The organism is Micromonospora sp. NPDC049282, assembly GCF_043197045.1.
In the GTDB taxonomy this organism is placed as follows: domain Bacteria; phylum Actinomycetota; class Actinomycetes; order Mycobacteriales; family Micromonosporaceae; genus Micromonospora.
This window is the reverse complement of the sequence record NZ_JBICSL010000001.1, coordinates 263519-286392: the sequence shown is the minus strand read 5'-3', so window position 1 is coordinate 286392 and position 22874 is coordinate 263519. Positions and strand designations below refer to the sequence as shown.

General features: G+C 73.4%; 20 protein-coding genes. 12 read left to right on the top strand and 8 right to left on the bottom strand.

The window, feature by feature from the left end:
• Positions 1-53: 53 nt before the first annotated feature.
• Positions 54-392: a helix-turn-helix transcriptional regulator gene (locus ACGFI2_RS01345; RefSeq protein ID WP_184682872.1), complete on the top strand. Its 339-nt coding sequence runs from the start codon at positions 54-56 to the stop codon at positions 390-392.
• Positions 389-2089: a SulP family inorganic anion transporter gene (locus ACGFI2_RS01340; RefSeq protein WP_393508745.1), complete on the top strand. Its 1701-nt coding sequence runs from the start codon at positions 389-391 to the stop codon at positions 2087-2089. The genes ACGFI2_RS01345 and ACGFI2_RS01340 overlap by 4 nt, the downstream gene beginning before the upstream one ends.
• Here ACGFI2_RS01340 and ACGFI2_RS01335 read toward each other — a convergent pair.
• Positions 2086-2316: a DUF4386 domain-containing protein gene (locus ACGFI2_RS01335; protein WP_393510040.1), complete on the bottom strand. Its 231-nt coding sequence runs from the start codon at positions 2314-2316 to the stop codon at positions 2086-2088. The genes ACGFI2_RS01340 and ACGFI2_RS01335 overlap by 4 nt on opposite strands.
• Positions 2317-2355: 39 nt before the next feature.
• Between ACGFI2_RS01335 and ACGFI2_RS01330 the strand changes: the two genes are divergently transcribed.
• Positions 2356-2574 carry a TetR/AcrR family transcriptional regulator C-terminal domain-containing protein gene (locus tag ACGFI2_RS01330; protein WP_393508742.1) on the top strand — a complete coding sequence of 73 codons (219 nt, stop codon included), beginning with the start codon at positions 2356-2358 and terminating at the stop codon, positions 2572-2574.
• 108 nt (positions 2575-2682) lie between these two features.
• On the opposite strand, the gene ACGFI2_RS01325 is transcribed toward ACGFI2_RS01330, so the two are convergent.
• Together ACGFI2_RS01325 and ilvD are read right to left on the bottom strand one after the other, a co-directional pair.
• Positions 2683-3393 carry a hypothetical protein gene (locus ACGFI2_RS01325; RefSeq protein ID WP_393508739.1) on the bottom strand — a complete coding sequence of 237 codons (711 nt, stop codon included), beginning with the start codon at positions 3391-3393 and terminating at the stop codon, positions 2683-2685.
• Positions 3394-3481: 88 nt separating this feature from the next.
• The gene (gene ilvD, locus ACGFI2_RS01320; protein ID WP_393508736.1) at positions 3482-5329 is read right to left on the bottom strand and encodes a dihydroxy-acid dehydratase; all 1848 of its coding nucleotides are present in this window, start codon (positions 5327-5329) and stop codon (positions 3482-3484) included.
• A gap of 128 nt (positions 5330-5457) precedes the next feature.
• On the opposite strand from ilvD, the gene ACGFI2_RS01315 reads away from it, so the two are divergent.
• The 5 genes from ACGFI2_RS01315 (at position 5458) to serA (ending at position 13703) form a co-directional block, all read left to right on the top strand.
• Entirely contained in the window at positions 5458-7875 is a 2418-nt protein-coding gene (locus tag ACGFI2_RS01315; protein WP_393510037.1) for a putative bifunctional diguanylate cyclase/phosphodiesterase, read from the top strand.
• 180 nt (positions 7876-8055) lie between these two features.
• Complete coding sequence (locus ACGFI2_RS01310; protein ID WP_393508733.1) at positions 8056-9975, top strand: acetolactate synthase large subunit; 1920 nt, start codon at positions 8056-8058, stop codon at positions 9973-9975.
• Positions 9976-10036: 61 nt separating this feature from the next.
• Complete coding sequence (gene ilvN / locus ACGFI2_RS01305; protein ID WP_393508730.1) at positions 10037-10552, top strand: acetolactate synthase small subunit; 516 nt, start codon at positions 10037-10039, stop codon at positions 10550-10552.
• 58 nt (positions 10553-10610) lie between these two features.
• The gene (gene ilvC, locus ACGFI2_RS01300; RefSeq protein ID WP_393508727.1) at positions 10611-11624 is read left to right on the top strand and encodes a ketol-acid reductoisomerase; all 1014 of its coding nucleotides are present in this window, start codon (positions 10611-10613) and stop codon (positions 11622-11624) included.
• A gap of 480 nt (positions 11625-12104) precedes the next feature.
• Complete coding sequence (gene serA / locus ACGFI2_RS01295) at positions 12105-13703, top strand: phosphoglycerate dehydrogenase (RefSeq protein ID WP_393508724.1); 1599 nt, start codon at positions 12105-12107, stop codon at positions 13701-13703.
• 58 nt (positions 13704-13761) lie between these two features.
• Here the strand turns inward: serA and ACGFI2_RS01290 are convergent, their stop codons facing one another.
• Positions 13762-14118, bottom strand: a complete 357-nt coding sequence (locus tag ACGFI2_RS01290) for a hypothetical protein (protein WP_393508721.1) — start codon at positions 14116-14118, stop codon at positions 13762-13764.
• A 332-nt stretch (positions 14119-14450) separates the two neighbouring features.
• The gene (locus ACGFI2_RS01285; RefSeq protein WP_393508718.1) at positions 14451-15323 is read right to left on the bottom strand and encodes an FAD:protein FMN transferase; all 873 of its coding nucleotides are present in this window, start codon (positions 15321-15323) and stop codon (positions 14451-14453) included.
• A gap of 219 nt (positions 15324-15542) precedes the next feature.
• Between ACGFI2_RS01285 and ACGFI2_RS01280 the strand changes: the two genes are divergently transcribed.
• Both ACGFI2_RS01280 and ACGFI2_RS01275 read left to right on the top strand, forming a co-directional pair.
• Positions 15543-16574 carry a 3-isopropylmalate dehydrogenase gene (locus ACGFI2_RS01280; RefSeq protein ID WP_393508715.1) on the top strand — a complete coding sequence of 344 codons (1032 nt, stop codon included), beginning with the start codon at positions 15543-15545 and terminating at the stop codon, positions 16572-16574.
• A gap of 190 nt (positions 16575-16764) precedes the next feature.
• A complete protein-coding gene (locus ACGFI2_RS01275) occupies positions 16765-17862 on the top strand; it encodes a branched-chain amino acid aminotransferase (protein WP_393508712.1) in 1098 nt (365 codons plus the stop codon).
• A gap of 5 nt (positions 17863-17867) precedes the next feature.
• On the opposite strand, the gene ACGFI2_RS01270 is transcribed toward ACGFI2_RS01275, so the two are convergent.
• Together ACGFI2_RS01270 and ACGFI2_RS01265 are read right to left on the bottom strand one after the other, a co-directional pair.
• Complete coding sequence (locus ACGFI2_RS01270) at positions 17868-18653, bottom strand: tyrosine-protein phosphatase (protein ID WP_393508709.1); 786 nt, start codon at positions 18651-18653, stop codon at positions 17868-17870.
• Between the two features lie 51 nt (positions 18654-18704).
• Positions 18705-19169, bottom strand: coding sequence for a PRC-barrel domain-containing protein (locus tag ACGFI2_RS01265; protein WP_393508706.1), 465 nt, complete (start codon positions 19167-19169; stop codon positions 18705-18707).
• Positions 19170-19454: 285 nt separating this feature from the next.
• Between ACGFI2_RS01265 and cimA the strand changes: the two genes are divergently transcribed.
• Positions 19455-21056: a citramalate synthase gene (gene cimA, locus ACGFI2_RS01260; RefSeq protein ID WP_393508703.1), complete on the top strand. Its 1602-nt coding sequence runs from the start codon at positions 19455-19457 to the stop codon at positions 21054-21056.
• Between the two features lie 6 nt (positions 21057-21062).
• On the opposite strand, the gene ACGFI2_RS01255 is transcribed toward cimA, so the two are convergent.
• Entirely contained in the window at positions 21063-22055 is a 993-nt protein-coding gene (locus ACGFI2_RS01255; RefSeq protein WP_393508700.1) for an endonuclease/exonuclease/phosphatase family protein, read from the bottom strand.
• Positions 22056-22324: 269 nt separating this feature from the next.
• On the opposite strand from ACGFI2_RS01255, the gene ACGFI2_RS01250 reads away from it, so the two are divergent.
• The gene (locus ACGFI2_RS01250) at positions 22325-22846 is read left to right on the top strand and encodes a hypothetical protein (protein WP_393508697.1); all 522 of its coding nucleotides are present in this window, start codon (positions 22325-22327) and stop codon (positions 22844-22846) included.
• The last annotated feature ends 28 nt before the right edge of the window (positions 22847-22874 follow it).

Sequence of the window (22874 nt, the reverse complement as noted above, 5' to 3'; positions counted from 1 at the left end):
TTTGAAGACTTCTGCAAGTGCTAAAGTCTTCAGAGTCGTCGGAGGGTTGAGTCATGTCGGTGCCGCTGTACCAGGCGAAGGCGGAGCTGTTCCGGACCCTCGGGCACCCGGTCCGCATCCGGGTGCTCGAACTGCTCCAGGACGGGCCGAAGCCGGTACGCGACCTGCTCGCCGCCATCGACGTGGAGGCCTCGAACCTCTCCCAGCAGCTCGCCGTGCTGCGCCGCGCCGGCATGGTCACCTCCTACCGGGACGGCCCCCTGGTCATGTACGCGCTCAGCACCCCCGACGTGGCCGATCTGCTCGCCGCCGGGCGGCGCATTCTCGGCGCGGTCCTCACCGACCGGGACGCCCTGCTGGACGAGCTGCGGGCCTCCGGGGCGGACCGGTGAGCACGGCGGCGGCCGGTCGCCTTCGCGCCGCCGAGGTCGTGCGGCAGGCGGGCCGGCTGTTCGGCGGGCTGCTGCCCGGCCGGGCCGACTGGGCGGCCGTGCGCCGCTCGCCCCGGCGCGACCTGCTCGCCGGCCTCACCGTCGCCGTGGTGGCGCTGCCCCTGGCGCTCGCCTTCGGCGTCACCTCCGGGCTCGGCGCGCAGGCCGGCCTGGTCACCGCCGTGGTCGCCGGGGCCGTCGCGGCGACCTTCGGCGGCTCCAACCTCCAGGTCTCCGGCCCCACCGGGGCCATGACTGTCGTGCTGGTGCCGGTGGTGCAGCAGTTCGGCGCCGGTGGCGTGCTGATGGTCGGCGCGCTGGCCGGGCTGATCCTGATCGCGCTCGCCCTGGCCCGCCTCGGCCGGTACGTCCGTTACCTGCCGACTCCGGTGATCGAGGGCTTCACCGCCGGCATCGCCGTCGTCATCGCGCTGCAACAGGTGCCGGCCGCGCTCGGCGTCGCCGGGGCGCACGGCGAGAAGGTGTGGGCGGTGGCCGCCGACGCGGTCGCCCGGTTCGCCGCGCATCCCCGGCCCGCCGCGATCGCGGTGGCGCTCGGCGTGGCGGCGCTGATGCTGCTCGGCGCCCGGTGGCGGCCCGCCGTGCCGTTCTCCCTGGTCGGGGTGGCCGCCGCCACGATCCTCGCCGAGCTGGCCCCGATCGACCTGGCCCGGATCGGCGAGCTGCCGCAAGGGCTGCCCGCGCCGTCGCTGAGCTTCCTGGACCTCGGCGCGGTGGGCGTGCTGCTGCCCAGTGCCCTGGCCGTGGCCGCGCTCGCCGCGCTGGAGAGCCTGCTCTCCGCCACCGTGGCGGACGGCATGACGGTGGGCGAGCGGCACGACCCCGACCGGGAACTGTTCGGCCAGGGCCTGGCCAACCTCGCCTCCCCGGTGTTCGGCGGCATCCCGGCGACCGCCGCCATCGCCCGTACGGCGGTCAACGTCCGCGCCGGGGCGTCCTCGAAGCTCGCCGCGCTCACCCACGCGGTCGCTCTCGCCGCGATCGTGCTCGCCGCCGCCCCGCTCGTCGGCCGCATCCCGCTGGCCGCCCTGGCCGGCGTGCTGCTCGCCACCACCGTCCGGATGGTGGAGGCCGCCTCCCTGCTGGCGCTGATGCGGGCCACCCGGGCCGACGCGGTGGTGCTGGTGCTGACGTTCGCCGTCACGGTGATCTGGGACCTGGTGACAGCGGTGGTCGTCGGGCTCGCCGTCGCGGTCGTGCTGGCGCTGCGCGCGGTGGCCCGCAGCGCCAGGCTGGAACAGGTGCCGCTGGACACCGGCGAGCACAGCGCCGAGGAGCACGAGCTGCTCGCCGAGCACATCGTGGCGTACCGGCTCGACGGGCCGCTGTTCTTCGCCGCCGCGCACACCTTCCTGCTGGAGCTGGCCGAGGTGGCCGACGTGCGGGTGGTGATCCTACGGATGTCCCGCGTCTCCGCCATCGACGCCACCGGCGCCCAGGTGCTCGGCGACGCCGTCGCCCGGCTGCGCGGCCGGGGGATCACGGTGCTGCTCTCCGGCATCACCCCGGGCCACGACCAGGTGCTCAGCACGCTCGGCGTCGCCGAGGAGCTGCGCCGCGAGGGCCTGGTGTTCGCGGACACCCCGGCCGCCATCCGGTACGCCCGGGGTGTCGCCCTCGCCGCGAGCCCCGCCTAGACTGCGGTCCCTTCGAGTGCCCGCCTGCGCACGCCGAAGACGATCAGGTAGCCGAGGATCCACACCTCGCCCACGGTGTCGGGAACCACCAGCAGGTCACCGGCGATGCCGGCGCCGGGGGCGAGGTACGCGACGAACGTCATGAGCACGTAGCCGACGCCACCGGCGACGAGGACCCAGCCGAGGGGGCGGGGCAGCCAGCCCGACCGGAGCACGCACCAGCCCATCGGCACCAGCCACAGACCGAACTCGGCTTCGCGCAGGAGGTGTTCCGGCCGGACGCGGGCGGGGCGGCCGACGCCGCAGCCGCGGAAGCGGAGATGATGGCGCTGGCCGAACGGCTGCCGCACCTGGCCGCGATGGTGGCCGCCGAGACGCACGACGCGGCCGATCCGACGCTCGGGTGGTGCGACAGCCAGACCGAGTTCGAGTTCACCCTCGACCTGCTCTTCGACGGCCTCGAACGTCACCTGCCGCACCCCTGAACCCCCCGCTGGTTCGTGCGGGGCCCTCGCGGCGAGTGGAACGCCATGGGTGTCAAACGGGACCAGAGACACCCATGGCGTTGCACCCAACGGCTCTGCGGGTGAGCACTAGTTGGGCAGGGCGGCGAGGCCGGCCAGCAGTTCCCACCGCTCGGCCTCGGTGAGCACCGTGTACGCGGGCTCGTCGCGGCGGTCGGTGTCCGCCTCGATCGCCGCGCGCTGCGGCCCGTCCGGCAGCGCGCGGATCTCGTCGGCCGTCAGCCCGGCGGCCCGCCACGCGGCCCGGTGGGCGTCCGCGCGGTGGTGCCGCAGCGAGCCCAGCCGGGTGACCAGCAGCAGCGCCGGGGAGGCGTCCTCCGGCTCGTACGGCGGGGACATCGCCTGGAACGCCGGCCCGCCGGTGGCCTGCGCGTGCGCCAGCACCCGGCCGACGAGGTCGGCGAGCCGGGGCACGATGCCCAGGCCGGGCAGCACCCAGGGCAGCATGGCCCACAGTTCCTCGGCGGCCTCGCCGGTGGCCCGCTGCGCGAACAGCGTCAACTCCCGGCCCAGCTCGGTCAGGTGCCAGGCGCCATCGTCGTCCCGGACGAAGATGCCCTGCTTCAACTCCCGGCTCATGTCACCGTCGGTGTAGACCAGGCCGTCGGCGAGCGCCTCGGCCGGGATCGGGCGGGCCAGCACCCCGGAGAAGAAGCTGTTCTCCGCGCCGAGGTCGCAGCCGCGCTCGGCGTAGAACGCCTCCATCCGGGGCCGGGCCGCCCAGCGGGCGCCCACGTAGACCCGGTCGATCGCCGGTCGGACCAGTCGCGCGTAACTCACCGTCGTCTCCACGCCGCCGGACCTTACCGGCGGCGCGTGTTGAGCGGGGGCCCCTCCTGTACCGCAGGCGTTAACAGGGGGCCCCGCCTTACTCCGGGACGCGGCGGTAGGCGCCGTCGCTGGCGGAGGTGGCCATCGAGGCGTACGCGCGCAGCGCCGCCGACACCGGGCGCTGCCGGTCGACGGGGGTGTAGGGGCGGTCGCGCTTCTCCTCGGCCACCCGGCGCGCCTCCAGCTCGTCGGCTGGGACGTTCAGCTCGATCGACCGGCCCGGGATGTCGATGACGATCTCGTCGCCGTCGCGCACCAGCGCGATCAGCCCGCCGGCGGCGGCCTCCGGTGAGGCGTGCCCGATGGACAGGCCGGAGGTGCCGCCGGAGAACCGGCCGTCGGTGAGCAGCGCGCAGGAGCGGCCCAGGCCGCGGCCCTTGAGGAACGAGGTGGGGTAGAGCATCTCCTGCATGCCGGGGCCGCCCTTCGGGCCCTCGTAGCGGATCACCACCACGTCGCCGGCGACGACCTGTTTGGCGAGGATGGCGGTCACCGCGTCGTCCTGCGACTCGTAGACCTTCGCCGGCCCGCGGAAGGTGAGGCAGTCGTCGGGCACCCCGGCGGTCTTCACCACGCAGCCGTCCGGCGCCAGGTTGCCGTGCAGGATGGCCAGCCCGCCGTCGGCGCTGTAGGCGTGTTCCAGGTCGCGGATGCAACCGCCGGCCGCGTCGGTGTCCAGCGACGACCAGCGGTTGCCGGTGGAGAACGGCTCGGTGGTACGCACGCCGCCCGGCGCGGCGTGGAACAGCTCGACCGCCTCCGGCGTGGCCGCGCCACCCCGGACGTCCCAGTCGGCGAGCCACCGGTCCAGGCTGGGGGAGTGCACCGCGCGCACGTCGCGGTGGAGCAGGCCGGCGCGGTCCAGCTCGCCGAGGATGGCCGGGATGCCGCCGGCCCGGTGCACGTCCTCCATGTGGTAGTTCGGTGAGTTCGGCGCGACCTTGGCCAGGCACGGCACCCGCCGGGAGATGGCGTCGATGTCGGCCACCTCGAAGTCCAGTTCCGCCTCGCGGGCGGCGGCGAGCAGGTGCAGGATCGTGTTCGTCGAGCCGCCCATGGCGACGTCGAGGGCGACCGCGTTCTCGAACGCGGCCCGACCGGCGATCGAGCGGGGCAGCACCGAGGCGTCGTCCTGGTCGTACCAGCGCTTGGCGATCTCCACGGCGGTGCGGCCGGCCTCGACGAAGAGCGACCGGCGGGCGGCGTGGGTGGCCAGCGTCGACCCGTTGCCGGGCAGCGCCAGGCCGATCGCCTCGGTGAGGCAGTTCATCGAGTTGGCGGTGAACATGCCGGAGCAGGAGCCACAGGTCGGGCACGCCGAGCGCTCGATCTCGCCGAGCTGGTCGTCGGTGACCGCCTCGTTCGAGGAGGCGATCATGGCGTCGATCAGATCGATCTTGGAGTGGACGACGCCCTCGATCGCCACCGTCTTGCCGGCCTCCATCGGGCCGCCGGAGACGAAGACGGTCGGGATGTTCAGCCGCAGCGCGGCGAGCAGCATCCCCGGGGTGATCTTGTCGCAGTTGGAGATGCAGACCAGGGCGTCCGCGCAGTGCGCGTTGACCATGTATTCCACCGCGTCGGCGATCAGCTCCCGGCTGGGCAGCGAGTAGAGCATGCCGCCGTGGCCCATGGCGATGCCGTCGTCCACGGCGATCGTGTTGAACTCCCGCCCCACGCCGCCGGCCTCGGCCACCGCGTCGGCGACCAGGCCGCCGAGGTCCTTCAGGTGGACGTGACCGGGTACGAACTGGGTGAAACTGTTCGCGATGGCGACGATCGGCTTGCCGAAGTCGTCGTCGGTCATCCCGGTGGCCCGCCAGAGGGCCCGGGCGCCGGCCATCGTCCGACCATGGGTGGATGTCCTCGACCGCAGCTCAGGCATGCGTACCAGTCTGACACCGCCGGCCCGGCGGATCCCGGCCCTACACCCTGTGTCCCAACAGTTGCACACCCGGTGCCCCACGGAGGGCGCGAATCCGGCAGAGTTGACCCGTGCAGTCGTCCCCGGGGATGGTCACCGTCGCGGCGCTGAGCGGTCTCGCCGCGGCGAGCGCCGCCGTGCTGCTCGCCGGGTCGGCCCGTCGCCGCACGTGCCCCCGGCGGCAGGCCCACGTGCTGCTGGCCGTCGCCGGCGCGGCCGCCCTGCTCAGCCTGCTCCTCGGTCTCGTCGGTCTGCTGGTCGCCGGGGACCACTGGGCCCACCGGCAGGGCCAGCGCACCGGCTGGGCCATGCTCGTCTCCACGTCCGTCACGGTGGCCGGGCTCGGCCTCGGCGCCGCGCTGCTCCGGCTGCCCGGCGCCGCCGCGACCCGGGCCGCGACCGCCCGGCTGCTCCTCGACGGCGTCATCATGGCCACCGCGCTCTGGTTCGTCGGCTGGGTGGCGTTCAGCGAGCCGACCCGCCTGCTCGGCGGGGCCACCCCGGTGGGCTGCCTGCCCATCCTGCTGGCCACCGTCGGCGCGGCGCTCACCGCCGGGCTGACGCTGATCCTGGTGCTGCGGGCCGCCCCGCCGCGCGGCTGGCTGGCCCTGCTGGGCGCCGGGACGATCGCGGTGACCGTCGGCGGGCTGGGGGTGTCGGCCGGGCTCTGTCAGGGCGGCCCCGGGATGCTCGCGATCGGCGCCGTGATGACCGCCTCGGGCCTGCTGGCCGTCGCCGTCGCCGGGCGCCGGGCCGACTCGACGCAGTTCGACGTCGACCTCATCCGCCGCGACGGCGAGTACGCCTTCGTGCCGATGTTCGCCATCGCCGCCTCCGCGATGTACCACCTGACGCAGGGCGGCCGGTTCGACGGGTACGGCATCGTGGCCGGCAGCGTCGAGGGGTTCGCGCTGGTGGCCCGGCAATATCTGGCCCTCAACGACGTCCGGGGCTACGCCGCCCGGCTGGCCGAGCGGGAGGCGCACTTCCGCGAGCTGGCGCACACCGATCCGCTCACCGGTCTGGCCAACCGGCGGGGCCTGCTGCGCGCCCTGCAACGATGCGCCGAGACCGGCGTCCCGTGCGTGCTGCTCGGGCTCGACCTGGACGGCTTCAAGAACGTCAACGACATGCGCGGGCACGACGTCGGCGACGCGGTGCTGGCCGAGGTGGGCCGGCGGCTGCGCGGCAACCTGCGCCCGGGTGATCTCGCCGCCCGGCTGGGCGGCGACGAGTTCGCGGTGCTGATGCACGGGTCGGCCGATCCCGGCCCGGTGGCCGATCGGTTGCTCGGGGTGCTCGGCCGCCCGTACGAGGAGGGGGACGGGCCGGTCTTCCTCTCGGTCAGCATCGGGGTGGCCGGCGGCCACGGTGACCACGACGTCGAGCTGCTGCTGCGCAACGCCGACCTGGCGCTGCGCTACGCCAAGCAGCGGGGCAAGAACCGGATCGAGCGCTACGACGCCACGTACGACCAGTTGCTGAGCCGGCGGACCCGGTTGGAGCACGAGTTGCGCGGCGCGATCGAGCGGGACGAGCTGCGGCTGGTCTTCCAGCCGGTGGCCTCGCTGCCCTCGGTCCGGCCGGTCGGCGCCGAGGCGCTGCTCCGCTGGCACCACCCCGAGCTGGGCAACGTCCGGCCGGACGAGTTCATCCCGCTCGCCGAGGAGTGCGGGATGATCGCCAAGCTCGGCGCGTGGGTGCTGCACCAGGCCTGCTACCAGCTTTCCCGGTGGCTGGCCGACGGGCACGACGTCTGGGTGTCGGTGAACGTGTCGCCGCGCGAGCTGCACGCCCCGGAGTACGTGGTCCAGGTCGCCGACGCGCTGCGCGCGCACCACGTGCCGCCGCAGCGGCTGGTGCTGGAGGTGACCGAGCACGCCGTGGCCACCGACCTGGACGAGCTGATCCGGCGGCTGACCGCGTTGCGGCTGACCGGGGTGCGCATCGCGCTGGACGACTTCGGCGCCGGCTACTCCTCGCTGGGGCAGCTGCGCCGGCTGCCGATCGACATCCTCAAGATCGATCACGGTCTGGTCGCCGAGCACGAGCCGGTGCGCCCGGTCGGCCGGGAGGGCCCGGCGTTCGCGCCGATGGTCGACATCGTCATGCGCCTCGGTCACCAGTTCGGGCTGGAGGTGATCGCCGAGGGCGTCACCAATCCCATGGAGCTGGCCGCCGTGGTGGCCGCCGGTTGCCGCTTCGGCCAGGGCGCGCTCTTCGGCTGGGGGGTGCCGGCCGAGCACCTGGAGGCGATGCTGGAGGCGGCCACCGCGCCGGGCAACCGGCCCGCGCCGCTCCCGCCCGCGCCGCCGCCCCCGCCGGTGCGTACCCCGTCGCCGCTGCTGCCCCGGCTGCGGAACAACCCGCCCGCCCCGCGCCCCCCGATCGACGCGTCGTCGCAGCTCGGACCCGGTGCGGACGGGGTGCCGACGGCCGACACGCCCACGTCCGTGAACCAGAATGTGGGATCAGTTGACTCATCGCGTGAGATGCGTCAGGCTTAGCCACATGTCGTCGAACCGGTCGCTGCGAGTACTTACCTGAGCGCACTCTCCTCCTGAGAGTGCGCTGGCCCCGTGCATCCTGCACGTGGGCTTTTTTGTTGCCGTCGGACCATCGCCGGGGCGCCCGCGTCCCACCCTGACAACCGCGTCACCCACTCACAGCCGAAGGCCTGAACCGCCATGACGAGACCCACGCCCGAGACCCTCGCCCACTCCGCCCGGCGGGCCCGCCCGGGTGCCGGCGCTGCCGGCGACCCCGACCCCGCCGCGGCCCGCGCCGGCGCCGTCCCCGCCACGAGCCGGAGCGTCCCGGCCGGCGCGGACACCACCGCCACGCCCGTACGGCAGTCCGCCACCGCGCAGGTCTCCGGCGCCGCCTCGCTGGTGCGGTCGCTCGAGGCGCTCGGCGTCGACGTGGTCTTCGGCATCCCGGGCGGCGCGATCCTGCCCGCGTACGATCCGCTCTACGACTCCACGGTCCGGCACATCCTGGTCCGCCACGAGCAGGGCGCGGGGCACGCGGCCACCGGCTACGCGCAGGCCACCGGCCGGGTCGGCGTCTGCATCGCCACCTCCGGCCCCGGCGCGACCAACCTGGTCACCCCGATCGCCGACGCCTACATGGACTCGGTGCCGATCGTGGCGATCACCGGCCAGGTGGCCCGGCCGTCGATCGGCACGGACGCCTTCCAGGAGGCCGACATCCAGGGCATCACGTTGCCGATCACCAAGCACAACTTCCTGGTGCAGACCGCCGACGAGATCCCCCGGGTGCTGGCCGAGGCGTTCCACCTGGCCTCGACCGGCCGACCCGGCCCGGTGCTGGTCGACATCCCCAAGGACGTCCTCCAGGCGCCGGCCACCTTCTCCTGGCCGCCCACGTTGGACCTGCCCGGCTACCGGCCCACCCTGCACCCGCACGGCAAGCAGATCCGCGAGGCGGCCCGGCTGATGACCGCGGCCCGAAGGCCGGTGCTCTACGTCGGCGGCGGCGTGCTCAAGGCCGGCGCGACCGAGGGGCTGCGCCGGCTGGCCGAGCAGACCGGGATCCCGGTCGTCACCACGCTGATGGCGCTCGGCGCGTTCCCCGACTCGCACCGCCAGCACCTGGGCATGCCCGGCATGCACGGCACCGTCGCGGCGGTCTACGGCCTCCAGAAGGCCGATCTGATCGTGGCGCTCGGCGCCCGCTTCGACGACCGGGTGACCGGCAAGCTGGACTCGTTCGCACCGGACGCCACCGTGGTGCACGCCGACATCGACCCGGCGGAGATCGGCAAGAACCGGCACGCCGACGTCCCGATCGTGGGCGACGCGCGGCACGTGATCGACGAGCTGATCGCGTCGGTCACCGCCGAGCAGGCCGCCCACCCGGCCACCGACCTGGCCGACTGGTGGACCCAGCTCGACGACCTGCGCGAGCGCTACCCGCTCGGCTACGAGGAGCCGGCCGACGGCACGCTCTCCCCGCATCAGGTGATCAAGCGGCTGGGCGAGATCGCCGGGCCGGACACGATCTACGTGGCCGGCGTCGGCCAGCACCAGATGTGGGCCAGCCAGTTCATCTCGTACGAGAAGCCGAACACCTGGCTCAACTCCGGCGGCCTGGGCACCATGGGCTACGCCGTGCCGGCCGCGATGGGCGCGAAGGTCGGCCGGCCGGACACCACGGTGTGGGCGGTGGACGGTGACGGCTGCTTCCAGATGACCAATCAGGAGCTGGCCACCTGCGCGTTGGAGGGCATCCCGATCAAGGTCGCCGTGATCAACAACGGCAACCTGGGCATGGTCCGGCAGTGGCAGACCCTGTTCTACGGGGAGCGCTACTCCAACACCGAGCTGGGCACGCACAAGCACCGCATCCCCGACTTCGTCAAGCTGGCCGAGGCGCTCGGCTGCATCGGGCTGCGCTGCGAGAACGCCGCGGACGTGGACAAGACCATCGAGGCGGCCATGGCGATCGACGACGCGCCGGTGGTCATCGACTTCGTGGTCGGCAAGGACGCGATGGTCTGGCCGATGGTGGCCGCCGGCACCAGCAACGACGAGATCATGTTCGCGAGGGGCGTCCGCCCCGCGTTCGATGAGGATGACATCTAGTCATGACCGAATGCACCGAGCGCAGCGAGGGCCATGAGGGCATGACGAGGAAGGCACAGCAATGACGCTGCATACGTTGTCCGTGCTTGTCGAGAACAAGCCGGGCGTGCTGGCCCGGGTCTCCGGGCTGTTCTCCCGGCGCGGGTTCAACATCGACAGCCTCGCCGTGGGCGAGACCGAGAACCCCGACGTCTCCCGGATCACCATCGTGGTCAACGCCGAGTCCTCGCCGCTGGAGCAGGTGACCAAGCAGCTCAACAAGCTGGTCAACGTACTCAAGATCGTGGAGCTGGACCCGCAGGTGTCGGTGGCCCGGGAGCTGCTGCTGATCAAGGTCCGCGCGGACCGCAGCGCCCGCGCCCAGGTGCTGGAGACGGTCGCCCTGTTCCGGGCGCGGGTGGTCGACGTCGCGCCGGACACGCTCACCGTCGAGGCCACCGGCACGCCGGACAAGCTCGACGCGCTGCTGCGTGACCTGGAGCCGTTCGGCATCAAGGAGATGGTCCAGTCCGGCACGGTGGCCATCGGGCGTGGCTCCCGGGCCATCACCGCCGGCCCGGCGCTGCGCGCCGCCTGATCCGTACCCACAAGTTTTTCGACGGGCCGACGGGCACCGCCGTACGAAAGGGAAGTCAATGAGCGTTGAGGTTTTCTACGACGACGACGCCGACCTGGGCCTGATCCAGGGCCGCAGGGTCGCCGTGATCGGTTACGGCAGCCAGGGCCACGCGCACGCGCTGTCGTTGCGCGACTCCGGCGTCGACGTGGTGATCGGCCTGCCCGCCGGCTCGAAGAGCCGGCCCAAGGCCGAGGAGCAGGGCCTGCGGGTGCTCACCCCGGCGGAGGCGGCGGCCGAGGCCGACGTGATCATGATCCTGGCGCCGGACACCGCCCAGCGCGCCCTCTACACCGACGCCATCGCGCCGAACCTGGCGCCCGGCAAGGCCATCTTCTTCGGGCACGGTTTCAACATCCGGTACGGCCTGATCACGCCGCCGGCCGAGGTGGACGTGGCGATGGTCGCCCCGAAGGGCCCCGGTCACCTGGTGCGCCGCCAGTACGTCGACGGCAAGGGCGTGCCCTGCCTGGTCGCCGTCGAGCAGGACGCCAGCGGCAACGCGTTCGGCCTGGCGCTGGCGTACGCCAAGGCGATCGGCGGCACCCGGGCCGGCGCGATCCGGACCACGTTCACCGAGGAGACCGAGACCGACCTCTTCGGCGAGCAGGCGGTGCTCTGCGGCGGCGCGGCGGCGCTGGTGCAGACCGGCTTCGAGGTGCTCACCGAGGCCGGCTACGCCCCCGAGGTGGCCTACTTCGAGTGCCTGCACGAGCTGAAGCTCATCGTCGACCTGATGTACGAGGGCGGCATCGCCCGGATGCGCTACAGCATCTCCGACACCGCCGAGTACGGCGACCTGTCCCGTGGCCCCCGCGTCGTCGACGCCCGGGTCAAGGAGGAGATGCGCAAGATCCTCGGTGAGATCCAATCCGGCGAGTTCGCCCGCGAGTGGGTGGCCGAGGACGAGGCCGGGCGGCCCAACTTCGCCAAGTGGCGGGCCGAGGGCGCGGCGCACCCGATCGAGGAGACCGGGCAGAAGCTGCGCGCCATGATGAGCTGGGTCGACCGCCCGATCACCGAGACCGCCTGAGCCGGCACGCCACGCGGCCCGCGACCTGACGCTCTCCCCGGCGTCGGGTGGCGGGCCGCGGTCCGTCACGCCGGTGCGTCGGACCGTCGAACCCGGCAGGGCGTTCACCTTGTGGGACCGGGTGACCAAGACCTCGGCCAGCGTCGGCCCCCACCGGTGCGGGCCGAGCCGGGCCAGCGGCCGCAGCAACGCGATCCGGACCACGAGCGACATCACTGGCTCCCTCCCCCGTGCGGATGCTGGTTCCGTCGTACGAGGGCTTCGCCAGTCGCCGAGCACGTGAACGGCGGATGTCGAGCGTTCGACGGGCTGTGTGAGGGCGCTCACCCGGCGGTCCGGGACCTGGAGGGCGGACCGCCCCCTACCATCCTTGGTGTGGTGCCCCGGCGCACCAGACGGCCGTGGCACGGATCGGCGCAGGGCGCAGCGCGGCGTCCCGACGCCCCAGGCCGAACCGACACCGAGCGTCTACGAGGACCGATGAATCCTGTCGTACTGATCGCCGAAGAACTCGCCCCCGCCGCCATCGAGGTGCTCGCGCACGACTTCGACGTGCGCCACGTGGACGGCACCGACCGCCCGGCCCTGCTCTCCGCCCTCTCCGAGGCCGACGCGGTGATCGTACGCAGCGCCACCCAGATCGACGCCGAGGCGATCGCCGCGGCGCCCCGGCTGAAGGTGGTCGCCCGGGCCGGCGTCGGCCTGGACAACGTCGAGGTTCCCGCCGCCACCGCCCGGGGCGTCATGGTGGTCAACGCGCCCACCTCCAACATCGTCTCCGCCGCCGAGCAGGCCGTCGCGCTGCTGCTCGCGGTGGCTCGGAACACCGCCAGCGCCAGCGCCGCGCTGAAGGCCGGCGAGTGGAAGCGGTCCAGGTACACCGGCGTGGAGCTGCAGGGCAAGACCGTCGGCGTGGTCGGCCTCGGCCGGATCGGAGTGCTGTTCGCCCAGCGCATCGCCGCGTTCGGCACCCGGCTGATCGCGTACGACCCGTACATCCAGCCGGCTCGCGCCGCGCAGCTCGGCGTGCGCCTGGTCGGGCTGGAGGAGCTGCTGCGGGAGAGCGACTTCATCTCGATCCACCTGCCGAAGACGCCGGAGACCGTGGGCCTGATCGGCGAGAAGGAGCTGGCGGTCGTCAAGCCGGGCGTACGGATCGTCAACGCCGCCCGGGGTGGCCTGGTCGACGAGCAGGCCCTCGCCGACGCGATCGCCGAGGGCCGGGTCGCCGGCGCCGGCATCGACGTCTACGCCAAGGAGCCGTGCACCTCGTCGCCGTTGTTCGCGTTCGACAACGTGGTGGCCACGCCGCACCTGGGCGCCTCCACCAACGAGGCGCAGGACAAGGCCGGCCTCGCGGTGGCGAAGAGCGTCAAGCTCGCGCTCCAGGGCGAGTTCGTGCCGGACGCGGTGAACGTGCAGGCCGGCGGCGTGGTCGCCGAGGACGTCCGGCCGCTGCTGCCGCTGGCCGAGAAGCTGGGTCGGGCCTTCACCGCGCTGGCCGGTGGGGTGGCCGCCAGCGTCACCGTCGAGGTGCGCGGCGAGATCGCCACCCACGACGTGTCGGTGCTGAAGCTCGCCGCCACCAAGGGCCTGTTCAGCTCCGTGGTGGAGGAGCAGGTCACCTACGTCAACGCGCCGCACCTGGCCGCCGAGCGGGGCGTCGAGGTCACGCTGGCCACGCCGGCCGAGACCGTCGACCACCCGAACCTGGTGACCGTGCGCGGCGCGCTGCCGGACGGGCGGACCGTCCGGGTCTCCGGCACGGTGTCCCACGCCGGCGCCCGTGACGTGCTCAAGGTGACCGAGGTGGACGGCTTCGACGTGGAGATCGGCGCGGAGGGCATCCTGGTCTTCCTGCGCTACGTCGACCGGCCCGGCGTGGTCGGCACGGTCGGCACGCTGCTCGGCGAGGCCGGCGTCAACATCGCCGCCATGCAGGTGGCCCGGCGGGAGGCCGGCGGCGAGACGCTGATGACGCTCACCGTCGACCAGGCGCTCGGCGCCGACCTGCTCACCTCCGCGGCCGACTCGATCGGCGCGGTCGCGGCCAGCGCGGCCGACCTGCGCGACGAGTAGTCCGAACAGGACGGATCGGGGCCCGGCCGCTGCGGTCGGGCCCTGCGTCGTGTCGGGGTCAGGAGCGGGCGCGGGCCGGTGGCGGGTAGACCGAGCCGTCCTGCGCGTCGAAGAGCATCAGGTCGTGCTCGCCGGCCAGCCGCTCGATGTCCAGCAGAACCTGGTCCGGACAGGCGGGATGCAGGTTCATCTCGACGTGGTCGGCGGCCGCGTGCAGCGGCGCCACCTCCCACGGGGTGCCCGGCCGGGCCGGACGGTCGGGGTAGCTCGCCGTGATCGCCCGGTAGAAGCCGACCACCCGCGGGTCGGGGTGCTGCTCGCCGTGCCACCCCTCGCGGCACTGCCGTACCGCCGCCCGCACCTGCTCCGGTGTCGCCCCGTTCGGCAGGGCCCACACGCTCAGATCGAAACTCACGGCGGACAGCGTGCCATCCCGGGCGGCCCACGTCACTTCTGCCCCACCCCCGGGATTCACCTGCTGATTGTTGACACGGTGGCGATGGGTCCGCTGTGGAGACTCTTGCGTCGAGTTGCGTCGATTCGCTAGCGTACCGGTGCGGTGCACGGCTGAGTCGATTTCCCGGCCCGCCTTCGGGTGGCGTGGTCGGGCGTCCGACCTGTCGGCCCGCACCCCTCGATTGCGCGAGCCACGCGCACTCGTCGCTGACCGGCCCCCACGGTCGTTGCCGAGACCGCGGGGGCCGATCGCGGCCCACGCCCAGGATGCGAGAGCGGGGCGCGGCCGTGTCAGCGGCGGTGGTGCGCGAAGAGCGGGCGATAGTCCGAGCCGTCGCGGAACCAGGCCAGGCCGGCCGGGCCGGCGGCGTACAGCGCGGTGGCGTAGGCGTCGGCGACCGCCAGGTCCGGGCCGACCACGGTGGCGGCCACCAGCCGGTCGGTCGGCTCGCCGGTGTGCGGGTCGACGACGTGCCCGCGCCGACCGGTGACGCCGGACGTGCCCACCGCGCCCGCGGTCATCTCCAGCACCAGTGGGGCCCGGCGCGCCTCGGTCGGGTGGTGCACCGCCACCCGCCACGGGCCGCCGTGCGCGGCGTGCCCGCGTACCGTCAGGTCGGCGCCGCTGAGCACGGCGTAGTCGTGGATGCCGGCGGCGCGCAACCGGGCCGCGGCCCGCTCCACCGCCCAGCCGCCGAGCAGGCCGCCCGGGTCGAAGCCGCCCGGCACCGCCCACGCGTCGAACCACCCGTCGGTCGCCGCCCGCATCGCGGCGCAGCGGTCGACCAGGTCGGCCAGCGGGGGGTACGAATCGGGGCTGATCTCGTCGCGGCGCAGCCGTGACACCAGGCTGTCCGGCTGGTTGGGGCCGTAGGTGAGGTCGACGGCGCGCAGCTCGGCCACGGCGTCCCGGAGCGCCTCGCCGACGCCCCGGTGACCGAACCAGTCGGGCGCGTTGAGCAGCAGCGTGTAGTCCGCGGTGGAGGTGCTCAGGGTGTGCCGGACACTGATCCGGTCGTGGGCGGCGGTCCCGTCCCGTTCCACCCGGTGGCTGCGGGCGCCGAGGCGCAGGTCGGGGCGGGGCTGACGGAACGCGGACTGGTCGACCCAGCGGGTCCGGGGTTGCTCGTCCGCCCAGTGCGTCCGCCGCTGGTCGATCCGCATGACACCCGCCCCCTCGCTGGCCGCCGCCGCCCGAGCGGCGATGCCGGTCCGGGTCCTCGTCGACCCGCTCGTCCTGACCATAGGCAGTGGAGATGACCGCGCCATGAATGCCGGCTGGGAGCCTCCTGTGCATCGCGAATCCCGAATTATGGAAGACTCGTACCGGGGTGCGGGACGGCGACGTACCGTTGCGCAGAACGACGAGGTGAGGAGCGCCAGGTGGCACGCATCGCGGTGGTGGCCGGCGACGGCATCGGTCCCGAGGTGGTCGGGCAGGCCCGCAAGGTCCTCGACGCGGTGCTGCCCGGGATCGAGGCCACCGAGTACGACCTGGGCGCCGCGCGCTGGCACCGCACCGGTGAGGTGCTGCCCGACACCGTCCTGGACGAGCTGGCCGGCCACGACGCCATCCTGCTCGGCGCGGTCGGCGACCCGACCGTGCCGCCGGGCGTGCTGGAGCGGGGCCTGCTGCTGAAGCTCCGGTTCGCCTTCGACCAATACGTCAACCTCCGCCCGTCCCGGCTCTGGTCCGGCGTGACCGGCCCGCTGGCCGCCGTCAAGCCCGGCGAGGTGGACCTCGTGGTGGTCCGGGAGGGCACCGAGGGGCTGTACGCGGGCGCCGGCGGCAGCCTGCACCGGGGCACCCCGGCCGAGGTGGCCACCGAGGAGAGCCTGAACACCCGGCACGGCGTCGAGCGGGTGATCCGCGACGCGTTCGCCCGGGCCGGCCGCCGGGAACGGCGCAAGGTGACGCTGGTGCACAAGACCAATGTGCTCACCCACGCCGGCTCGCTCTGGTCCCGGGCCTTCGCCGAGGTGGCCGCCGAGCACCCCGACGTGACCACGGAGTACCAGCACGTCGACGCCGCGGCGATGTTCCTGGTGACCAATCCGTCCCGGTACGACGTGGTGGTGACCGACAACCTCTTCGGCGACATCCTCACCGACATCGCCGCCGCGGTGACCGGTGGCATCGGCCTGGCCGCCAGCGGTTGCATCAACCCGGAGGGGCGCTACCCGTCGATGTTCGAGCCGGTGCACGGCTCCGCGCCGGACATCGCCGGCAAGGGCGTCGCCGACCCGGTGGCGGCCGTGCTCTCCGCCGCGCTGCTGCTCGACCAGCTCGGCCACGCCGAGGCCGCCGCGCGGGTCTCCGCCGCCGTGGCCGCCGAGCTGGCCGGGCGTACCCCGGGTGCGCCGCTGAGCACGGAGGAGGTCGGCGACCGGCTCGCCGGCCACGCCGTAGCCTGACCGGGCCGACCCTCCTCGGCGGCCCGGAACCGGGCCGCCGGACCCGTCTTCCGGTCCAGCTCCTGCCAATTGGCATCGTCGATGTGCTGGGGCGGAGGTATCCGCTGAACGACCGTTCGGGGTAGGTTTCTGGCACCAGTGACATCGGCGTGCGATCCGTACGCCGTGGGATCCCCAGGAGGTCAGCGCGATGAGCGGTGGTGACAAGCTCGATTTCGAGATCCGTCCGAATCCCGCGCCGGTATCCGCCGCCGACCGGGCCGCCCTGCTGGTGAACCCGGGCTTCGGTCGGGTGTTCACCGACCACATGGTCACCGTCCGCTACGCCGAGGGCAAGGGCTGGTACGACGCCCGGGTCGAGGCGCGCGCGCCGATCCCGATGGACCCGGCCTCGGCGGTGCTGCACTACGCGCAGGAGATCTTCGAGGGTCTGAAGGCCTACCGCACCGGCGACGGGTCGGTCACCATGTTCCGGCCGGAGGCCAACGCGGCCCGGTTCGTCGCGTCCGCCCGGCGGCTGGCCATGCCGGAGCTGCCGCCGGAGACGTTCGTGGAGTCGCTGCGCCGGCTGGTCGAGATCGACCGGGAGTGGATCCCGGAGGACGAGGACGGCAGCCTCTACCTGCGCCCGTTCATGTTCGCCAGCGAGGTCTTCCTCGGGGTGCGCCCGGCCAGCGAATACCTCTACTGCGTCATCGCGTCGCCGGCCGGGGCCTACTTCGCCGGTGGGGTGAAGCCGGTGACGGTCTGGGTCTCCCCGGACTACACCCGGGCCGCGCCCGGCGGCACCGGCGCGGCCAAGTGCGGCGGCAACTACGCCGCCTCGCTGTCGGCCCAGGCCGAGGCGATCGAGGCCGGCTGCGACCAGGTGGTCTTCCTGGACGCGGTCGAGCGGCGGTACGTCGACGAGTTGGGCGGCATGAACGTCTTCTTCGTCTACGACGACGGCACGCTTGTCACGCCGCCGCTGGGTGGCACGATCCTGCCGGGCATCACCCGCGACGCGATCCTGACCCTGGCCGCCGAGGCCGGGCACGGGGTGCAGGAGCGGCCGGTCAGCTTCGCCGACTGGCAGGCGGACGCGGCCAGCGGGCGGCTGCGTGAGGTCTTCGCCTGCGGCACCGCCGCCGTGATCACCCCGATCGGCGGCGTGCGGTTCCCGGACGGTGAGTTCCTCATCGGTGGCGGCGAGCCGGGCCGCACCACCATGGCCCTGCGGCAGAAGCTTGTCGACGTCCAGCGCGGTCGCGCCGAGGACCGCCACGGCTGGGTGACGAACATCCTCTGACGGCTCTACCCGCGGCCGGCTCCGTCCTCGGGCGGGGCCGGCCGCGCCGGTCCCGCCAGCAGGTGCGCGCGGAGCGCTTCGAGCTGGGCCTCGGTGACGCCGGCGTGGGTCAGGTAGCCCTCGACCGAGCCGTGGCCGGCGCGCAGCTCGGCGAGGAACAGCTCCATCGCCTCGGCGGGGGAGGCCAGGAACGGCGGTGGCGGCTCGTCGGCGTCCGGCAGCGTGGCCCGCACCCAGGCGCTGAACCGCCCGGACGCGGCGGTGCTCAACGCGTAGTCGGCGACGATGTCGTCGTCCGGCACCCCGAGCACGGCCAGGGTGAGCGCGCAGACGATGCCGGTGCGGTCCTTGCCGGCGACGCAGTGCACCACCACCGGGGCGTTGGCGCTGTCGGCGATCAGACCGACCGCCTCGGCCAGCCCTGCCGTGCCGGTGCGGGCCAGGTCGGCGTAGCGGTCGGCGAGGTAGCGGGCCAGGCTGACGCCGGACGACGCGTACTGCCGGGTGGCCCAGTCCTCGTGCTCGGGGTGGATGTGCCGGTAGACCAGCCCGTCGTAGGCGGGCACCCGGCCGTCGCGCTCCACCTCGGTGGGGCGGCGCAGGTCGATCACGGTGCGGATGCCGAGCGCGGTGAACGCCGCCCGATCGGTCTCGTCGACCCGGTGCAGCGAGTCGGAGCGGTAGAGCCGGCGGCGGCGGACCGTGCGCCCGTCGCGGGCGCGGTAGCCGCCGACGTCGCGGAAGTTGAACAACGCGGGGAAGGGTGTCTCCGGGGCGTCCACCTCTGACACGGTAACGGCCGGCGGCGGCATCGGTGTGCCCCCGCCGGCCGGTGCCGGGTGTCAGATCCGGGCCGGGCCGTCCGGCGGCAGCGCGGAGTGGTTCTCGCCGTAGTAGCCGCCGAGCTTGTCCCGGTAGGCCGGGTCGGCGTGGTTGGCCTCGTCGTACTCCGGGGCGGCCTTGATCTGGTCCTTGTCCCGGTCGACGAAGACCTTCCGCTCGTCGTGGTCGACGTGGTTCACGGTGCCGGCCGGCAGCATGACCTTCTTGCCGAAGATCCACGGGCCGGTGTCGACGACCAGGTAGCTGTCGTCGACCTCGTGGCTCGCCTTGTCGATCTTGCCGATGCTGCCGTCGGTGGCCTCGACCTTGTAGCCGGTGAGGTCCGCGCTGGCCACGCCGGCCTCGTCGCGGTAACGCCACGGGTCGAACGCGCCGCCGGGCGCGCCGCCGGCGTAGGCGCCCTGGCCGCCGTCGGCGACCGGGTCGGTGGTGCCGTGCGTGGTGTGCGGGTCGAGCCTGTCCATAGGGGTGACTCCTGTCCCGACCTGTCGGTCGTCCTGGGGAGCGATGTGTCGTTGCTGCGGCGTTTCTACCCGTCGGCCGCCTTCTCAATCCTCGCGCCCGCGTCCCGGAATGTGGATTACTCCTCCCACGGACCGGCGGAAGTGGCAGAGTACCGGTCGTGACCAGTTCCGTCCTGATCATTAGCAGCTAGCGCGCCGGCCTTCCCCCTCGCCGAGCGCGCAGACCTCCCGCATCCGCGGGGGGTCTTTTTGTTGCTCTACCCCAGGCACGAGAAGAGGACTCCGATGACCTTCCAGGTGTACGACACGACGCTGCGCGACGGCGCCCAGCGCGAAGGGCTCAGCTACTCGGTGGTCGACAAGCTGGCGGTGGCCCGCCTGCTCGACGACCTCGGGGTCGGCTTCATCGAGGGTGGCTGGCCGGGCGCGGTACCCAAGGACACCGAGTTCTTCCGCCGTGCCCGCGGCGAGCTGGAGCTGCGGCACGCGGTCCTGGTCGCGTTCGGCGCCACCCGCAAGGCCGGCCGGGCGGTCGAGGACGACCCCCAGGTGCGCGCGCTGCTCGACGCGGGGACCCCGGCCGTGGCGCTGGTCGCCAAGGCGGACCTGCGGCACGTCGAGCGGGCGCTGCGCACCACCGCCGAGGAGAACCTGGCGATGGTCACCGATACCGTGTCGTACCTGGTGGCGCAGGGGCGGCGCGTCTTCGTCGACGGGGAGCACACCTTCGACGGCTTCCGCCACGACCCCGGCTACACGGCCGCCGTGGCGCAGGCCGCGCTGGCCGCCGGCGCCGAGCGGTTCGTGCTCTGCGACACCAACGGCGGCATGCTGCCCTCCCAGGTCACCGCCGCGATCGAGGACCTGGTCGCGCGCACCGGGGTCGCGCCGGAGCGGCTCGGCATGCACGCCCAGAACGACACCGCCTGCGCGGTGGCCAACACCATCGCCGCGGTCGAGGCCGGCGTCCGGCACGTGCAGGGCACCGCGAACGGGTACGGCGAACGCCCCGGCAACGCGGACCTGTTCGCGGTCGTCGCCAACCTCCAGCTCAAGCTCGGCATGCCCGTCCTACCGGAGGGCTGCCTGGAACAGATGGTGCGGGTCTCGCACGCCATCGCCGAGATCGCCAACATCGCCCCCGACACCCACCAGGCCTACGTCGGGGCCGCCTCCTTCGCCCACAAGGCGGGGCTGCACGCGAGCGCGATCAAGGTCGACCCGTTGCTCTACAACCACGTGGACCCCGCCGTGGTGGGCAACGACATGCGGATCCTGGTGACCGAGATGGCCGGCCGGGCCAGCATCGAGCTCAAGAGCCGTGAGCTCGGTCTGGACCTGGCCGGCCATCCGGACGCGCTGTCCCGGGTCACCGGCCGGGTCAAGGAGTTGGAGGCCGGCGGCTGGTCGTTCGAGGCCGCCGACGCGTCGTTCGAGCTGCTGGTCCGCTCGGAGCTGCCGGACGCGGCGCCGGCCCGGCCGTTCGCGCTGGAGTCGTATCGGGTGCTCGTGGAGCACCGCGAGGACGGCGCGGTGGTCTCCGAGGCGACCGTCAAGATCCGGGTACGGGGCGAGCGGGTGATCGCCACCGCCGAGGGCAACGGCCCGGTCAACGCGCTCGACGAGGCGCTACGGGTGGGGCTGGCCCGGCACTACCCGGAGCTGCGCGAGTTCGAGCTCGCCGACTACAAGGTCCGGATCCTGGAGGGCAGCCACGGCACCGGCGCGGTGACCCGGGTGCTGGTGGAGACCGCCGGCGCCGGCCGGGACTGGACCACGGTCGGCGTGCACCCCAACGTGGTGGAGGCGAGCTGGCACGCGCTTGTCGACGCGCTCACCTACGGCCTCGACCGGGCCCGCGTGCCGGGCGGCGCCCCGACGCCCTGACGCGGTTCACGCCGCCGGCAGGCGCAGCTCGGCCAGCAGGGCCCGGTGGTCGCTGCCGGGCACCGGCCACGTGCCGGCGGCCCGGACCGCGATGCGCCGGTCCACCAGCACATGGTCGATGGTGACCGGTGGGATCGGGTCGCCGTCGTACGGGCCCCACGTGCCGGCGAGCCCGGCCCCGGCCGCGTCCGCGGCGTCGGTGTAGCCGGTCGCGATCAGCTCACGCAGCGCGGCGTGGTCCAGGGTGGCGTTGAAGTCGCCGGCCAGCACGCTGATCCCGGCGCCCGGGGTGGCCGGCGGCTGGGCGCGCTGGTCGGTCCACCAGTCCGGCACCACGTCGAGGTCGTACGGCGCGGCCGGGTGCGCCGACTCCACCCGCAGCGGCGGCGCTCCCGGCACGGCCACGGTCCCATACGCCTGGGTGAAGAAGAAGCCCCGGTTGCGGCGGTGGCCGGTGTCGCGCAGCGGTTGGCGGGCGTAGAGGCCGGAGCCGGTGGCGCCCACCTCAGGGCTCAGCGACCGGTGCGGCAGCAGCGTGGCCAGGCCGAGCCGGTCCAGGTCGGCGGCGAGCTGCGGGGTGAGTTCCTGCACGGTGAGCACGTCCACCCGGTGCGCCCGGACCAGGGCCACCAGCGCCGCCGCGTCGGCCGAGCCCAGGCGCAGGTTGGCGGTGAGCAGCCGCAGCACCGGGCCGCCGGCCGAGGGCGGGTCATCGGCGACCGCTCGTGGGGCCACCGCGCCGACCAGCGCCAGCGCGGCCAGCGCCGCGACCACCGCGGGCGCGCGGCGCCGCAGCGCGAGCGCCAGCACCGCGACGGCCGGCGCCACCGCGGCGACGTACGGCGTGAAGGCCGTCGTCAGCACCAGCGGGCCCCGTTCCAGCCCGGCCAGGCGCAGCAGCGCCCAGGCGGCCACCGGCGCGACCGTCAGCCAGCACGCCGCCGTCGCCCACCGGCCGCCCCGGATGCCGCCGCTCGGGGGAGTGTCCACCGTGATCACGTCGGTCACCCTACCGGGGTCCTACGAAGCGATTTCGTGAATGGTCGAGCGCTTCCTTCTCACAATTTCCGGCTCGTTCTTAAACGGTCGTGGACACGCGATAGGCACTATTGACCGCCCCATTTCGCGGTGTTAGGTTCCACCTGTTGAGGCGCTCAACTCTCCGTAGTAAGACCAGCTCAGCAGCGGTGTGCTCCGACGCGGATCCCCGATGATCCGCAATTGTTCGCGCCCGCCGTATCACCATGGTCAAAAGAGGGAGATCTGTCATGGCTACATTCTTCAAGCGAAAGGCGACGGTGGTGGCGATCGCCGCGCTGTCCCTCACCGTGGCCGGTGGCGGGATCGCGGTCGCCGCCCAGCCCGAGTCGAAGGGCGGGCAGCCCGCCGTACGACAGGCCGGTCAGCAGCCGCCGGTGACCGCCGCCGAGCAGCGGGTCGCCAAGGCCGCCATGCGGGCCACCCTGGCGCCGCCCGCGCCGGGCCAGACCGCCTGGGCGGTCGTCGCCCAGAACGGGACGCTGCTCCAGCACTCCGGCAACGTCGTGTCCGCGTCCAAGTTCTCCGGACCGGGCTCGTTCGCCGGGCAGTACCAGGTGCTGCTGGACTACGACATCCACCGGAAGGCGTTCCTGGCCGGTATCGGCACCGTCGACCCGGCGAACGTCCCACCCCCGGGTGAGATCTCCGTCGCGCCGAGGTTGCTGACGCCGAACGGCGTCTTCGTGCAGACCCGCAACTCCACCGGTGGCTACGCGGACCGTCCCTTCCACGTGGTGGTCACCAACTGACCCGCCCCGCCGCGCACCGGCCCCCGCC

What these genes read in the sequence shown, in the direction of transcription:
- ilvC (WP_393508727.1), top strand. Translation starts at nt 10,611, where the DNA reads ATGAGCGTTGAGGTTTTCTACGACGACGACGCCGACCTGGGCCTGATC.
- ACGFI2_RS01345 (WP_184682872.1), top strand. Translation starts at nt 54, where the DNA reads ATGTCGGTGCCGCTGTACCAGGCGAAGGCGGAGCTGTTCCGGACCCTC.
- ACGFI2_RS01275 (WP_393508712.1), top strand. Translation starts at nt 16,765, where the DNA reads ATGAGCGGTGGTGACAAGCTCGATTTCGAGATCCGTCCGAATCCCGCG.
- ilvD (WP_393508736.1), bottom strand. Translation starts at nt 5,329, where the DNA reads ATGCCTGAGCTGCGGTCGAGGACATCCACCCATGGTCGGACGATGGCC.
- ACGFI2_RS01315 (WP_393510037.1), top strand. Translation starts at nt 5,458, where the DNA reads ATGGTCACCGTCGCGGCGCTGAGCGGTCTCGCCGCGGCGAGCGCCGCC.
- ACGFI2_RS01310 (WP_393508733.1), top strand. Translation starts at nt 8,056, where the DNA reads ATGACGAGACCCACGCCCGAGACCCTCGCCCACTCCGCCCGGCGGGCC.
- cimA (WP_393508703.1), top strand. Translation starts at nt 19,455, where the DNA reads ATGACCTTCCAGGTGTACGACACGACGCTGCGCGACGGCGCCCAGCGC.
- ACGFI2_RS01285 (WP_393508718.1), bottom strand. Translation starts at nt 15,323, where the DNA reads ATGCGGATCGACCAGCGGCGGACGCACTGGGCGGACGAGCAACCCCGG.
- ACGFI2_RS01335 (WP_393510040.1), bottom strand. Translation starts at nt 2,316, where the DNA reads ATGGGCTGGTGCGTGCTCCGGTCGGGCTGGCTGCCCCGCCCCCTCGGC.
- ilvN (WP_393508730.1), top strand. Translation starts at nt 10,037, where the DNA reads ATGACGCTGCATACGTTGTCCGTGCTTGTCGAGAACAAGCCGGGCGTG.
- serA (WP_393508724.1), top strand. Translation starts at nt 12,105, where the DNA reads ATGAATCCTGTCGTACTGATCGCCGAAGAACTCGCCCCCGCCGCCATC.
- ACGFI2_RS01265 (WP_393508706.1), bottom strand. Translation starts at nt 19,169, where the DNA reads ATGGACAGGCTCGACCCGCACACCACGCACGGCACCACCGACCCGGTC.
- ACGFI2_RS01250 (WP_393508697.1), top strand. Translation starts at nt 22,325, where the DNA reads ATGGCTACATTCTTCAAGCGAAAGGCGACGGTGGTGGCGATCGCCGCG.